This window comes from Methylovulum psychrotolerans (genome assembly GCF_002923755.1).
GTDB classification, from domain to species: Bacteria; Pseudomonadota; Gammaproteobacteria; order Methylococcales; family Methylomonadaceae; genus Methylovulum; species Methylovulum psychrotolerans.
In genome coordinates this window covers 225,249-238,832 of record NZ_PGFZ01000001.1, presented here as the reverse complement: position 1 = coordinate 238,832, position 13,584 = coordinate 225,249, and the positions used below count along the sequence as shown (strand labels likewise).

Here is a 13,584-nt window from a genome sequence, read left to right as displayed (position 1 = left end):
TTATGCTAGGTGTTGTTAATAGGAGGTAAATGACATAATATTTATTACTTTATAAAGCTTATCAAAACCACCTGCTTCTTGGACATCACCGTTTTCATCATACCATAAACGATATTCCATGTGCCTTTTTGCTGACCCATAGTGGACAGGTATAACGTTACCTTCTAATTCAGGCCACCAATAATAGACTCTGCCATAATAAATGCTGTGAAAATATCTTTCATATTGACGAGGGCGAAATGGAGTGTTTTGTAACTTTTCCAAAAGTGGGACTATCCACAAAATAGCAATTTTTCGCTTTGAATATGATGCTGTTCTCTTTATTATTTCAGGAATAGTTAATGAACTGGCCTGAATTTCGATTGCGACAGGGAACCCATTTATCCGACCACTTATATCAGGCCTAAGGGCCGATAGCTTTTTTTCTTTATTTTCCTTGATTGGTCTTTCTGTTTCCCAATGTCCATCGGGAAATATGGAAGAAAGATGTTTGCAAAAACTTTTTTTACACAGTTCGTGGCGTTCACTTTCTCCTTTAGGTATCACAGGACTCAGCGGTGTTTTGTGTGCAAAGTGGTCTTTTTTATCCACACATTTTCTTAATATCACATCTGAATAACAAACAGCGCAATAAAAAGGCCCATCTAACTTTGATACAGTTTCAGCATAATGAAATTGATGTGTTCTTATATTTTTGGCCTTGCCTTCTACCAAACCAAAACACCCTACTTCTTCGGCATTAATTAAAATACGTTTTTCGTCTTGTTCACAATCCATATACTTATAAACCTAACGTAAGCTAGACTTTTTTAATACCCAGATAGCAGGATATAATCCCCTACTTAATCTTATAAAAATAAATATTATGTCATTTACCTCCTATTAACAACACCTAGCATAAAAAATAAAAACACCTAAATACCCAACCCTTCCAACTCCCCCCAGTACCTCGCCTCCAACGCCCCAATCCCCCCGTCATCCCCCAACACAATCCGCCCGTCCGGCTGTTCAAACACCACATTATCCACCAGCGTATTGACCAATTTTTTCAAATCCGCCGGTTCCAGCACATCGCGGCAAGCCATTGCCACGGCCAAGCCTTTTTGGGTCAGTGACGGCCTGACAGTTTGCTTGCCCAAAAAATCCGCTCCCACTTCGGTTTGCAACAAAGCCGAGATGATATCCCCAGTATGGCTGCGGAACTGTTCATAGGGCCACACCGTCACCGCCCCCAACGCGGCTTCAATAGCGGCGATTACGTTCGGCCAGCTATTGCCCGACAACTCCAGCTTGGCGACAAACTGATCCATCGGCTTGACCCAGCCTTGGCGCAGGACTTCCGCATACGCCGAGGCGTAAAAATCGCGGTAATTGCGGACGGACAAAAACGCCTGCACCTCGCAGCCCTGAAAAATCTCCGCCAGATACTGCATCCGCTTCGCCAAATCGGGGTATAACACACCCTTATGGTATAAAGCCCCCAACGCGCCGAGCAGGTTTTCTTCCGACAGTATCAGCAACCGGGTATCGTCTACCTTATAGCCACTGGCTTCGATATTCGCCAGTAACAGCGTGCGCATCCGTGCCATTAAGGCGACGGGGTCGGCGGCTTGGCCGTTGGTCAGCTCCCAAAAACACGGGGTAAACTCTTGGCGTAAGCGATGTAAAGGGATGTAGGCGATGTGCCGCTCGCGTAGCCAAGCGTGTTGTTGCGCCAAGCCGTTTTGGATAAATGTGGTGGCGGTTTTATGCGCCCCCAGATGGATGTGGACACGAAAGGGCAAAGTCATCATAGCGGGGATAAGATCAAAGGCAGCAAAATTCCGAGATTATAACAAAGCTGGTAAACTAGGCGTTTTTTAGCGTGTAAACTCACCCGCCAATCTGCCATGAAAAAAATCCTTGTTGCTGACAAATTAGCCGCCGCCGGTATCCAATACCTACAAGACCAAACGGATATCGCCATTCATATCGAAACCGGCTTAGATGAGGACGGCTTATGCCGGATTATCGGCGATTACGATGCCCTGCTGATCCGCAGTGACACCCAAGTCACCCCGGCGGTGCTGCATTCGGCGATAAATCTGAAACTGATCGGGCGGGCGGGTATCGGGGTCGATAATGTCGACATTCCCTTAGCGACCGAGTTGGGCATTATTGTCATGAACACCCCCGATGCCAACGCCACCACCACCGCCGAGCTAGCCATTGCGCACCTGCTGTCGCTGAGCCGTCACCTGCCTGCCGCCGACCACTCGGTACGGGCCGGGCAGTGGGAACGGGCGAAACTGGTCGGCACCGAAGTCGCCCATAAAACCTTGGCGATCTTAGGCTTTGGCACCATAGGCCGGATTGTCGCCCAGCGCGGTTTCGGCCTAAGGATGCACGTTATCGCCTACGACCCGTTTGTCGCGCCAGAAATTTTCACCGAACTGGGCGTGGAGCCGGTCAGCTTGGACGAATTGCTGCGCCGTGCCGATTACCTGACCCTGCATTGCCCGTTAATCGCCAAAACCCAGCATATCATTGGCAGCCAACAATTGGCCTTGATGAAAAAAGAAGCGATGGTGATTAACTGCGCACGGGGTGGGCTGATTGACGAAACCGCCTTATATGAGGCCTTAAGCACAGGCCACCTCGCTGGCGCGGCACTGGATGTCTACGAGGTCGAACCGCCAACCGACTCGCCTTTGCTGGGCTTAAGCAATATCGTGTTCACCCCGCATCTGGGCGCATCGACTGCCGAAGCCCAAGAGGCGGTCAGCGTCGAAATCGCCCGCCAAGCCGTGACCTTCTTAAGGACAGGCGAAGCGGTCAACACCCTCAACCTGCCGCGCCTGTCCGCCGAAGAGTTGAAAAAATCCCACGAGTTTATGAATCTGGCGACGATTTTGGGTAAGGTGCTGGTCGGCCTGACTGACCAACCGTTGCATAAAATCGAAGTCGCCACCTTTGGCCGCGCCGCCGAAGTCGCGGTACGCCCCATCTCCATCGCCGCCTTGGTCGGGGTATTGAGCGGCCAAGTCTCCAGCGCCGTTAACCGCGTCAACGCCGAAAATCTGGCGAAACGCCAAGGCATTGGCTTGGTCGAATCCATGACCTTGGAATCGCGCGACTATATCTCCCTGATTAAAATCACGGGCTTTTGCCGCGACCAAACCCTCAGCCTGTCCGGCGCGTTATTGGGTGGCCGCCAACCGCGTCTGGTGTGCATCAACCATTTTGATATTGAAGTCGTCCCCGAAGGCACGCTCATCATCACCCGCCATGACGACCGCCCCGGCGTTATCTCCGCCATCAGCGCGGTGCTGGGCAACGCCAACATTAATATATCAAGGATGCAAGTCAGCACCGCCGACGACCGCTTAGAAGCCATGGCCGTCATCAGCATTTCCACCCCGATTAACCCGGCTATCTTACAACAACTGGCCGAACTGCCCCCTGTCCTGAGCGTTACCCAAATTTGTTTATGAGTATTGATATGACTGGTTTTGATATTGTCTGTTTTGATTTCGACAGCACCTTAAGCGCCTTAGAAGGCATAGACGAACTGGCGGTAAGGGTGGGCTTAGGGCCTGCCATGGCCAAGCTTACCGATGCCGCCATGAACGGCGAAGTGCCGCTGGCGCAAGTTTATGGGCAACGCCTGGAACTCATCAGACCGGACGCAGACAGCATAACGTGGCTGGCCGAACGCTATAGTGCCGAACAAGTGCCGGGCGTGGCCGAGGTATTCGCCGAATTGGCGGCGCAAGGCAAAGCCGTGCATATCATCAGCGGCGGCTTGCGTCCGGCAATCCTGCCGATGGCAAGGCGGCTAGGCGTAAATGATGCCAACGTCCATGCCGTCGACATCTACTTTAACGCCGACGGCAGCTACCGCGACTACCAACAAGACTCGCCGCTGGCCCGCAACGGCGGCAAAGCGGAAATCTGCGCCCAATTGCGCACCGATAATGCCCGCATGGCGATGGTCGGCGACGGCAAAACCGACATGGAAGCCAAACAGGCGGGCGCGTACACTATCGGCTTCGGCGGTGTCGTCGAACGCCCGGCAGTGCGCGAAGCGGCGGATGCTTATGTCGCCGAAGCGAGTTTGCTGGGCGTTTTGCCGTATTTGCTGTAAAAATGGGGCGGGGTTCGTCAGAACGAGGAAACCCGCCTATCTGTTGCCTTTAAATCCCCTTTAGCTTTTCCATGTCCTCCCCCACTACCCAAAAACCCTGGCTAGACTATCTGCGCATCATCGCCACCCTGGCGGTCATCTGCATCCATGCCACCAGCCATTACTACAAAAACGCCCCCGACCTCAATACCTTAAACTGGTGGCTGACCAACCTGCTCAACGCCGCCAGCCGCTTTGCCGTGCCGATTTTCGTCATGATCTCCGGCGCGTTATTGCTCGGCAAACCCAGCACCACTAAGGCCTTTTACCAAAAACGGACTATCCGGCTCCTGCCGCCCTTACTGTTCTGGTCAGCCTTTTACTTCGGCTTTGGCCTCTTGACCGACACCGACCTGCACCAACAGCTCTGGCAAATTCTCCTGCACGGCTATACCCGCATCCATCTCTGGTATCTGACCATGCTCGCCTGCCTGATGCTGTTTGCCCCGTTCATTAATCAATTTATCAACGGCAACAAACCGCGCCCCGCCGACTTGCGCCTGCTGCTCTTGCTCATGCTGGGCTTTTTTAGCCTCAACGGCCTCGCCTTAGTAGCGGAAAACCAACTAAAAGCCGAACTTAACTGGTTCCGCATTTTTCCCTGGTATATCGCCTACTTCATCCTCGGCTACTACCTAGACCACTACGGCAAACGCCTACACCTGAGCAACCGTATCATAGCCACGGCACTGGTATTGCTGATAGCGGCAGGTGCGGGCGGCAATTATCTGCTGCGCCAGCATTTACACATCAGCCAAGACCCCCCGCCGCTGTTTAGCGACATGGGGCCGCTAAGCTTTATAATAGCGGCACTGATATTCTTATTAGCCAAAACCAATGCCGCGTACCTGCGGGATCATAAAACAGTCCGCCACCTCGCCGACACCACCTTCGGCATCTATTTAGTGCATCCGGTGTTCATCTTTTTGTCCAAACAAGCACTACCCGATTACAATAGCCACCCGCTGCCTTACATAGCGTTGACGTTTACAGCCACCACACTGTTATCGTACCTGTGTATAGCCGTACTGAGAAAAAACGCGCTGTTCCGGCGCGTAACCTAAGCAAAATTTGTGTTACCTGATGATCAAGTTTTTCAAAATAGCTTAGCTATCGGATATTGGGAAAGCATACATATAATTAGAAACAACAGGTTACAGCGAAGATCGTCTCCCTCCCCTGATGGGCGACTGCATGGATGCAGGAGGTAGAGCAACGCAGGAGCAGTTGCCGAGAGGGTTGGGGTGGGGAGAATCTAAACAAGGCTTTTTTCATTAAACCAACTAAAAACAGTCCGATTAAAACCTCTGAGACATCAGCATAAGCTATTGATTTTATTCTCCCCGCCCCAGCCCTCTCGGCAACTGCTCCTGCGTTGCTCTACCTCCTGCATCCATGCAGTCGCCCATCAGGGGAGGGAGCCGCTTTAGCCGATAGGTTTGTGTTTTTAACAAATGCCCCAGCCTATTCAAGGCGGGCTTTATGAAAAACTTGATCACCGAATTTTACCCCATAGATTTAAAGAAACACCTTAGAGAGACATCATGGCAGGACATAGTAAATGGGCGAACATCAAGCACCGCAAAGCCGGGCAAGATGCAAAACGCGGCAAAATTTTCACCAAACTGTTGCGCGAAATCACCGTCGCCGTCAAAACCAGCGGGGCAGACCCCGCCAGTAATCCATCGTTACGCACGGTGATAGACAAGGCCTTAGGCGCGAACATGCGCCGCGACACCATCGACAACACCATTAAAAAAGCCTCAGGAGCGCAAGAAGGCGCCAATTACGAGCATCTGCGCTACGAAGGCTACGGCCCCGGCGGCACGGCGGTCATCGTCGATTGCCTGACCGACAACCGCAACCGCACTGTCGCCGAAGTCCGCCACGCCTTCACCAAAGCGGGCGGCAACCTGGGCACCGACGGCTCGGTCGCCTATCTGTTCAGCAAACTCGGCATCCTCAGCTACGCCCCGCCGATTGACGAAGACGCGCTGATGGAAGCGGCCTTAGAAGCGGGTGCGGATGACGTGACCAGCCATGACGACGGCTCCGCCGATGTCATGACCAGCCCCGAAAGCTACCTAAGCGTAAAAGACGCGCTCAACGCCGCCGGATTCCCCCCCGACAACGCCGAAGTGGTCATGCAAGCCGCCACCCTGGTCGAACTCGATGCCGAAACCGCCGAAAAAATGCTCAAACTCATCGACCGCTTAGAAGACTTGGACGACGTGCAAAACGTCTATTCCAACGCTGATATTAGCGATGAAATTATGGCGGGCTTGGAGTAAGCCCTTTCTTTCCATATATGCTTCAAACTTGACCGTTCAGAGTATAGAGGCCGTCACAGAGCAAGCAACTTGATAGGCGGGGTTAGGCGCGAGATTAAAGCCCTCGGCAAAGGCTAAAAACCTTTGCAGGCCACCGAAAAGCCGTACCAAACGGAGTGCAATGGTCTTTAGCCATTGCACGATGGCCCAACCGAGTGTATCCCATTTAGCCCATCGTTTGCCTAATCCTTCCAACACCCCACCATTTGCCGTATGCTTATTAGCCACCACCGCCCTGCTTATTGTCGACTGCCATGTTAAAGAAACTCACCCTAGAAAACTTTACTGTGTTTGAGCAAGCCGAATTGGACTTCGCCCCCGGCATTAACATTATTATTGGCGAAAACGCTAGCGGCAAAAGCCACTTGCTGAAACTGGCTTATTGTATTGCGGCAGTTTGGCAGGAAGACATTCCAGGAGACTGGAAACTCATTCATTTAACGGATAAACTCCGTAATGTCTTTAAAATCGCCACAGCGGCACCATTACAGACCTTAGGCATACAGCCGAGCGCCCACACCCACGTTACCCTCGAATTTACGGTTAAGCATAAAGAAGCCCATGAAATCATAAACTTGATTATTGAAAATGGCCTATTGTCCACCCACCCGCATCCGGCCTCCGCATTAGAAAGACCCCCCCTATTTTTGCCAACCAAAGAAATCCTCTCCCTATACCCCAACTTCACCGCGCTGTATGAAAAATACAGCCTAGCATTTGACGAAACCTATTACGACCTCTGCAAAGCCATAGACAACCCGCTACTAAAACAGCCAGACCAAACCCTCATCAACACCGTAGAAGCCATCGTTGGCGGCAAGTTTGTACTAAAAAACAATAATTTCTACCTACAAACCGAGCAAGGGGAAATCAATATCTTTATGGTCGCGGAAGGCTGGCGGAAATTGGGGATGCTCGCTTACTTAATCGCCAACGACTCGCTGAAAAAAGACAGCCTGTTATTCTGGGACGAACCCGAAACCAACCTAAACCCGCGCCTAATCAAACAACTGGCGGCTATCCTAATGGCCTTAAGCCGCTATGGGGTACAAATCGTCATTGCCACCCACAATCTCTTTTTAATGAAGTATATCGATTACCTCATCGGCCAAGCGCAGGACGCGCCGCCTTGCGCGTTTTTTAACCTCGTCCGCACCCAGCAGCACGTCACCATAGAACAAGGCAGTCGGCTTAGCCACCTCAGCAATTTGGTGGCTCTGTCAGAAGAGCTGGAGCTATACGATAAAGAGCAAGAAGCCTTTTACACCAACTTATTGTAGGGTAAACACTAATGGCAACTATCTTTACGGAAGGCGAACTGACGTTTAGCTTCGGCCCCACTTGGCAAGCCTACCGCTATGACGAACCATCACGCGCCAATTTTCACCATCAATGGAAGCACCAAGGCATTAAAGCGGTGGATTTTATCGCCCAAAATGGTAACACCCTACTGCTTATGGAAGTCAAACACATAAAGGCCAACGATCAGGATAGCCGGATGCGCCTAACCCCCAATGCTGATACAGATTTACTCAATCAAGCCAAAGACAAATTAAGCGCGGCGAATCTGTTCAACCCAGAAGAGCATAGACGACTAGAACTGGTAAGCACACGCCCTTATTTGGTAGATGAAGTGGCGAAAAAAACCAAAGATACCTTAATCGGCCTGCTTGCCAGTCACCGCAACAATGACCAGCCATTATCGGCCTATAACCAACCGCTAAACCTGAGCCAAAAACGCATTGTCCTCATGCTATTTTTAGAGCGTTCCGATGTACTCAACCAAGCACAACACTTTCAGCCTTTAGCCACCAATCTGAAACTCGCCATAGAACAAAAAACCAGTTTTTTGGGCAAAATAGGTGTAACCGTCAACAACAGCCTAACCTTGCACCCAAAATTTGACATCACTGCCACACCAACCCCCTAAGCAAAGCCTAAAGCCTTTGCACCCCATTACGCCCCTAACCCCTTACCCAACATGAGAATTTTAGGCATAGACCCCGGCTCCAGACTCACCGGTTACGGCATTATCGAACACAGCCCGCGCGGCTACCGTTACGTCGCCAGCGGCTGCATCCGCATCAGCGGCGACTACTTCCCCGACCGCCTGAAACAAATATTCGACGGCCTGCGCCAAATCAGCGAGCAATACCAGCCCGAACAAATGGCGATAGAACAAGTGTTTATGCACAAAAATGCCGATTCTGCGTTAAAATTAGGCCAAGCGCGTGGCGCGGCGATTTGCGCCGTGCAAAGCGTCAACATACCCGTGTTCGAATACGCTGCCCGGCAAGTCAAACAGGCCATTGCCGGCAAAGGCAGCGCCGACAAACTGCAAGTGCAGCACATGGTCAAAATATTGCTAAACATTCAGGGCGACTTACAGATTGATGCCAGCGACGCGCTGGGTATCAGCCTCTGCCACGCCCATTATCAACAAACCGCCAACCGCTTACAGCAAGGTTATCAATGATTGGTTTTTTACGCGGCAAACTGGTGCATAAAGCCCCGCCGTTAATTGTGCTGGACGTACAAGGGGTAGGCTACGAAATCGAAGCCCCCATGACAACCTTCTACGACCTGCCCCTAATCGGTGCCGACATCACCCTGCACACCCATCTGGTCGTCCGCGAAGACGCGCACAGCCTGTTCGGCTTCCTTAAAGAGGCCGACCGCGCCCTGTTCCGCACCCTGATAAAAGTCAACGGAGTTGGCCCCAAACTCGCCCTGACCATCCTGTCCGGGCAAAGCGCCGAAGAATTCCACCGCAGCATCGAAAATAACGACACCCAAGCCCTGGTGCGCTTGCCCGGCGTCGGCAAAAAAACCGCCGAACGCCTGGTCATCGAACTGCGCGACCGCTTGCCCACCCTAGGCGACACCAGCGTCAGCACCGCCGCCAGCCCCAGTGCCGCGCCGGTCGCCGCCCACCCCAAACAAGAAGCCATCAGCGCCCTGTGTTCCTTAGGCTACAAACCCGCCGATGCCAGCAAAATGGTGCAGGCCGTCAACGCCGAAGGCAAAAGCTGTGAAGACATCATCCGCCTCGCCCTGCAAGGGACGCTGAAATGATCGAAAGCGACCGCATCATCACCGCCACCAGCCATTTGGACGAAGAACGCCAAGACCGCGCCATCCGCCCGAAACGCCTCGCCGAGTATGTCGGGCAAAAAGAACTCTGTGCGCAAATGGAGATATTTATCCAAGCCGCCACCGCCCGCAAAGAAGCCCTGGACCACGTCCTGATCTTCGGGCCGCCCGGCTTGGGCAAAACCACCCTCGCCAACATCATCGCGGCGGAAATGTGTGTTAAAATTCGCCAAACCTCTGGTCCCGTGTTGGAAAAAGCGGGTGACTTGGCGGCGTTGCTGACCAACCTGGAAGCCCACGATGTGCTGTTCATCGACGAAATCCACCGCCTCAGCCCCGCCGTGGAAGAAATACTGTATCCGGCCATGGAAGACTACCAGCTCGATTTGATGATCGGCGAAGGCCCCGCCGCCCGCTCCATCAAACTCGACCTGCCGCCGTTTACCCTAGTCGGTGCCACCACCCGCGCCGGGTTGCTGACCTCGCCGCTACGCGACCGCTTCGGCATCGTCCAACGCTTGGAGTTTTACACCGTGGATGAACTGACCAGCATCATCCTGCGCTCGGCAAACGTGTTAGGTATAAGTATGGAAAGCCAAGGCGCGTTTGAAGTCGCCCGCCGCTCACGCGGCACGCCGCGCATCGCCAACCGCCTCTTGCGGCGGGTACGCGACTACGCCGAAGTCAAAAGCAACGGCATCGTCACCGAAACCGTCGCCATGCAGGCGCTGGACATGCTCAAAGTCGACAGCAACGGCTTCGACGCGCTGGACCGCAAACTATTATTGACCATGATCGAAAACTTCGCAGGCGGCCCCGTCGGCCTGGACACCCTAGCCGCCGCCATCAGCGAAGAACGCGGCACCATCGAAGACGTGCTGGAGCCGTACCTGATGCAGCAAGGCTTCATCATGCGCACCCCACGCGGGCGGGTCGTCACCCAACACGCCTACACCCACTTCGGCTTAGACGTGCCTAGAGCATTTGGGGTATCGGTGGATTTGTTTGATTAATCGTTAAGGAATGTGCATAACATTAAGTAGGTACTCCATGCACCTCTGCGTGTTAAACCCCACCCCAGCCCTCCCCTTGGCAGGGGAGGGAGCTTATGGCTTCCCCGTCATACAGGCGAAATTTGGAGGAAAAAGCTCCTCCCCCTGACAAGGGGGAGGTTGGGAGGGGGTTGCCGTACTTTCGCCTGTTCAACAGTGACGCAACCGCCAGATTTTACTATATCTGCCTTAAGTGCTTTAGGCACAGGCAAAAAGCGCGGCAAACCCAGCGGCTTGTGTCGGGCAGAACCGCTTGCCCGACCTACCCGAAAAACATCGGGTTTTGCCCAAAAACAAATAATTGCTTATAAAATACTGTTCTCTACCTTAATAGCAACAACGTTAAGAGGATATTCAGGTTTTTGGCGTAATATCGCCCTATAAATTTACAATCCTGATAAACAGACGCTAAAAAAATTCAGCATCCCTATAAACCCCAGCTCTTTATAGCAATATCGCCCAACTAAGGCCGTTCTAAAACCGTCGCCAACCAACCATTATAATGAAGCCCAAGCCCTTTACTTGGCCCATCAGGGTCTACTACGAAGACACCGACGCAGGCGGTGTGGTGTTTTACGCCAACTACCTGAAATTTTTTGAACGCGCCCGCACCGAAATGCTCCGCGCTATGGGGCATGAGCAGGACACTTTACGCGCCCAGGAAGGCATTATTTTTGTCGTGCGCTCAGTACAGGTTGACTATTTAAGCCCCGCCCGTTTTAATGAGCTTTTACACGTCAGCGCCGCCGTGACCGAGGCCAAAAAAGCCAGCCTGATATTTGCCCAAAGCGTCATGTTGGGCGATAAAACCTTGGCGACCGGACAGATCCGCATTGCCTGCCTGAATGCCGATACCCTGCGCCCCACCGTTATTCCCCACTATTTACTTGAGCAGTTAACGAATGAACACTGATTTATCCATTTTTCACCTAGTCACCGAAGCCAGCTTTGTCGTCCAGTTTGTCATGCTGGTCTTAGCGACCGCCTCCGTGGCTTCCTGGACATTTATCTTCGGCAAACGCAAAGAGCTGAACCGCGCGGTCGAAATCACGGATGAATTTGAAGAACAATTCTGGTCAGGCATCGCCCTGGCCGAGTTATACCGCAAACTGGCCGCCAAAGACTTCGCCCCCGAAGGCATCGAAAAAATCTTCCTCGCGGGCTACAAAGAATTTTCCCGCATGAACCAAGGCGGGGTCGAAGCGATGGTACAGGTCGAAAGCGCCCAACGCGCCATGCGCATCGAACTGTCGCGCGAATTGGAGCGGCTCGACGAGCATCTGGCCTTCCTCGCCACCGTCGGCTCCATCAGCCCCTACATCGGCCTGTTCGGCACCGTTTGGGGGATTATGAACTCCTTCATGTCTTTAGGCAGCGTCAAACAAGCTACCTTGGCGCAAGTCGCCCCCGGTATCGCCGAAGCTCTGATCGCCACCGCCATCGGCCTGTTCGCGGCGATTCCGGCGGTTATCGCCTATAACCGCTTCTCGACCCGCCTTGACCGCCTGACCGGACGTTACGAACTGTTTGTGGAAGAATTTGTTGTATTATTACAAAGACAGGCCCACAGCAAATGAGCAAATTGAGCAAAAAGAATGGCCGCCGCAAGCCGATGGCAGAAATCAACGTCGTGCCGTATATCGACGTTACCCTCGTGCTGCTGATTATCTTCATGGTGACTACGCCCATGTTGCAGACTGGCGTGGATGTCGATTTGCCGGAAGCCTCGTCGAAAGCCGTCGAAGTGACCGATGACCCGCCGATTATCATCTCCATTGAAAAATCCGGCCAATACTCCATTAAAATAGACGATGCCGACAACCTGATGATCCAACCGGAAGCGATCACCGAGTTGGTCATTGCCGCTTTGGCGAAAAAACCCAAGACCCAAGTCTACATCAGCGCCGACAAAAGCGTCGAATACGGCAAAGTGATTACCGTCATGGCGGACTTAAAAAATGCCGGTGTCGATAAAGTAGGCTTCAGCACCAAAGCAAAATCAGAAGACCAATAGTGAAATGGCCAGTAACAGACGATATTCCCGCTATTTCCTCCTGGCATTAGCTTTACACTTTACCTTGTTGGCCTTGTTTGTCCTCACGGCCTTGCTGAAACCGCAACGCCCCGAACCCAAGCAACCCTCGGAAGACATCATCCATGCCACCATGTTCGATGCCGCCGAGATTGAAGCGCAACAGCAAGCCCTAGATGCCGCCAAAGCCGCAGAGCAACAAGCCGAACAGGCCAAAATTGCCGAACAGCAAGCACAAGAACGTGCCGCACAAGAAGCCTTAACCGCCGAACAGGCGCAAGCCGAAGCCGCCGCCAAAGCAGCGGAACAAGCGAAAGCTGAGGCCGCCCAAACCAAAGAACAAGCGAAAGAAGCCGCAGAAAAAGCTAAGGCGGAAGCGGCCAAGGCCGAAAAGTCCGAGAAAGCCAAAGAAGAAGCCGCAGAAAAGGCCAAGGCCGAAAAGTCCGAGAAAGCCAAAGAAGAAGCCGCAGAAAAGGCTAAGGCCGAAAAGTCTGAGAAAGCCAAAGAAGAAGCCGCCGAAAAGGCCAAGGCCGAAAAGTCCGAGAAAGCCAAAGAAGAAGCCGCAGAAAAGGCTAAGGCCGAAAAGTCTGAGAAAGCCAAAGCGGAAGCTGCCGAAAAGGCCAAGGCTGAAAAGTCTGAGAAGGCCAAAGAAGAGGCCGCCGAAAAGGCTAAGGCCGAAAAAGCCGAGAAAGCCAAAGAAGAAGCCGCCGAAAAGGCCAAGGCTGAAAAAGCCGAGAAGGCTAAAGAAGAGGCGGCTGAAAAGGCCAAGGCCGAAAAGTCTGAGAAAGCCAAAGAAGAAGCCGCAGAAAAGGCTAAGGCCGAAAAGTCTGAGAAAGCCAAAGAAGAGGCCGCCGAAAAGGCTAAGGCCGAAAAAGCCGAGAAAGCCAAAGAAGAAGCCGCCGAAAAGGCCAA

Annotated in this window: 15 protein-coding genes; 13 read left to right on the top strand and 2 right to left on the bottom strand. The window is 52.7% G+C overall.

The window, feature by feature from the left end:
• Positions 1-15: 15 nt before the first annotated feature.
• Both AADEFJLK_RS01125 and AADEFJLK_RS01120 read right to left on the bottom strand, forming a co-directional pair.
• Positions 16-777, bottom strand: coding sequence for a competence protein CoiA family protein (locus AADEFJLK_RS01125; protein WP_103973013.1), 762 nt, complete (start codon positions 775-777; stop codon positions 16-18).
• Positions 778-914: 137 nt separating this feature from the next.
• Positions 915-1,793, bottom strand: coding sequence for a hypothetical protein (locus AADEFJLK_RS01120; protein WP_146054481.1), 879 nt, complete (start codon positions 1,791-1,793; stop codon positions 915-917).
• A gap of 96 nt (positions 1,794-1,889) precedes the next feature.
• Here AADEFJLK_RS01120 and serA point away from each other — a divergent pair, with 96 nt between their 5' ends.
• The 13 genes from serA to AADEFJLK_RS25415 all read left to right on the top strand — a co-directional run.
• Positions 1,890-3,473: a phosphoglycerate dehydrogenase gene (gene serA / locus AADEFJLK_RS01115; RefSeq protein ID WP_103973011.1), complete on the top strand. Its 1,584-nt coding sequence runs from the start codon at positions 1,890-1,892 to the stop codon at positions 3,471-3,473.
• A gap of 8 nt (positions 3,474-3,481) precedes the next feature.
• On the top strand, positions 3,482-4,126 hold the full coding sequence (locus AADEFJLK_RS01110) for an HAD-IB family phosphatase (protein ID WP_088621494.1): 645 nt from the start codon (positions 3,482-3,484) through the stop codon (positions 4,124-4,126).
• Between the two features lie 71 nt (positions 4,127-4,197).
• Positions 4,198-5,229, top strand: a complete 1,032-nt coding sequence (locus AADEFJLK_RS01105) for an acyltransferase (protein ID WP_103973010.1) — start codon at positions 4,198-4,200, stop codon at positions 5,227-5,229.
• 480 nt (positions 5,230-5,709) lie between these two features.
• Entirely contained in the window at positions 5,710-6,456 is a 747-nt protein-coding gene (locus AADEFJLK_RS01100; RefSeq protein ID WP_103973009.1) for a YebC/PmpR family DNA-binding transcriptional regulator, read from the top strand.
• Between the two features lie 293 nt (positions 6,457-6,749).
• The gene (locus tag AADEFJLK_RS01090) at positions 6,750-7,775 is read left to right on the top strand and encodes an AAA family ATPase (protein WP_103973007.1); all 1,026 of its coding nucleotides are present in this window, start codon (positions 6,750-6,752) and stop codon (positions 7,773-7,775) included.
• 11 nt (positions 7,776-7,786) lie between these two features.
• The gene (locus AADEFJLK_RS01085) at positions 7,787-8,425 is read left to right on the top strand and encodes a hypothetical protein (protein ID WP_103973006.1); all 639 of its coding nucleotides are present in this window, start codon (positions 7,787-7,789) and stop codon (positions 8,423-8,425) included.
• A 51-nt stretch (positions 8,426-8,476) separates the two neighbouring features.
• Positions 8,477-8,971, top strand: a complete 495-nt coding sequence (gene ruvC, locus AADEFJLK_RS01080; protein ID WP_088618129.1) for a crossover junction endodeoxyribonuclease RuvC — start codon at positions 8,477-8,479, stop codon at positions 8,969-8,971.
• Positions 8,968-9,570 carry a Holliday junction branch migration protein RuvA gene (gene ruvA / locus AADEFJLK_RS01075; protein WP_088618128.1) on the top strand — a complete coding sequence of 201 codons (603 nt, stop codon included), beginning with the start codon at positions 8,968-8,970 and terminating at the stop codon, positions 9,568-9,570. Before ruvC ends, ruvA begins: the two co-directional genes overlap by 4 nt.
• Positions 9,570-10,601 (top strand): Holliday junction branch migration DNA helicase RuvB, encoded by a 1,032-nt coding sequence (gene ruvB / locus AADEFJLK_RS01070; RefSeq protein ID WP_211299152.1) that lies wholly within the window; start codon positions 9,570-9,572, stop codon positions 10,599-10,601. Before ruvA ends, ruvB begins: the two co-directional genes overlap by 1 nt.
• Before the next feature lie 541 nt (positions 10,602-11,142).
• The gene (ybgC, locus tag AADEFJLK_RS01065) at positions 11,143-11,553 is read left to right on the top strand and encodes a tol-pal system-associated acyl-CoA thioesterase (RefSeq protein WP_103973004.1); all 411 of its coding nucleotides are present in this window, start codon (positions 11,143-11,145) and stop codon (positions 11,551-11,553) included.
• Positions 11,543-12,217, top strand: a complete 675-nt coding sequence (gene tolQ / locus AADEFJLK_RS01060) for a protein TolQ (RefSeq protein WP_088618125.1) — start codon at positions 11,543-11,545, stop codon at positions 12,215-12,217. Before ybgC ends, tolQ begins: the two co-directional genes overlap by 11 nt.
• A complete protein-coding gene (gene tolR / locus AADEFJLK_RS01055; protein ID WP_088618124.1) occupies positions 12,214-12,654 on the top strand; it encodes a protein TolR in 441 nt (146 codons plus the stop codon). The genes tolQ and tolR overlap by 4 nt, the downstream gene beginning before the upstream one ends.
• A 4-nt stretch (positions 12,655-12,658) precedes the next feature.
• On the top strand, positions 12,659-13,584 hold a 926-nt coding region (locus tag AADEFJLK_RS25415), incomplete at its 3' end, for a hypothetical protein (protein WP_428839013.1).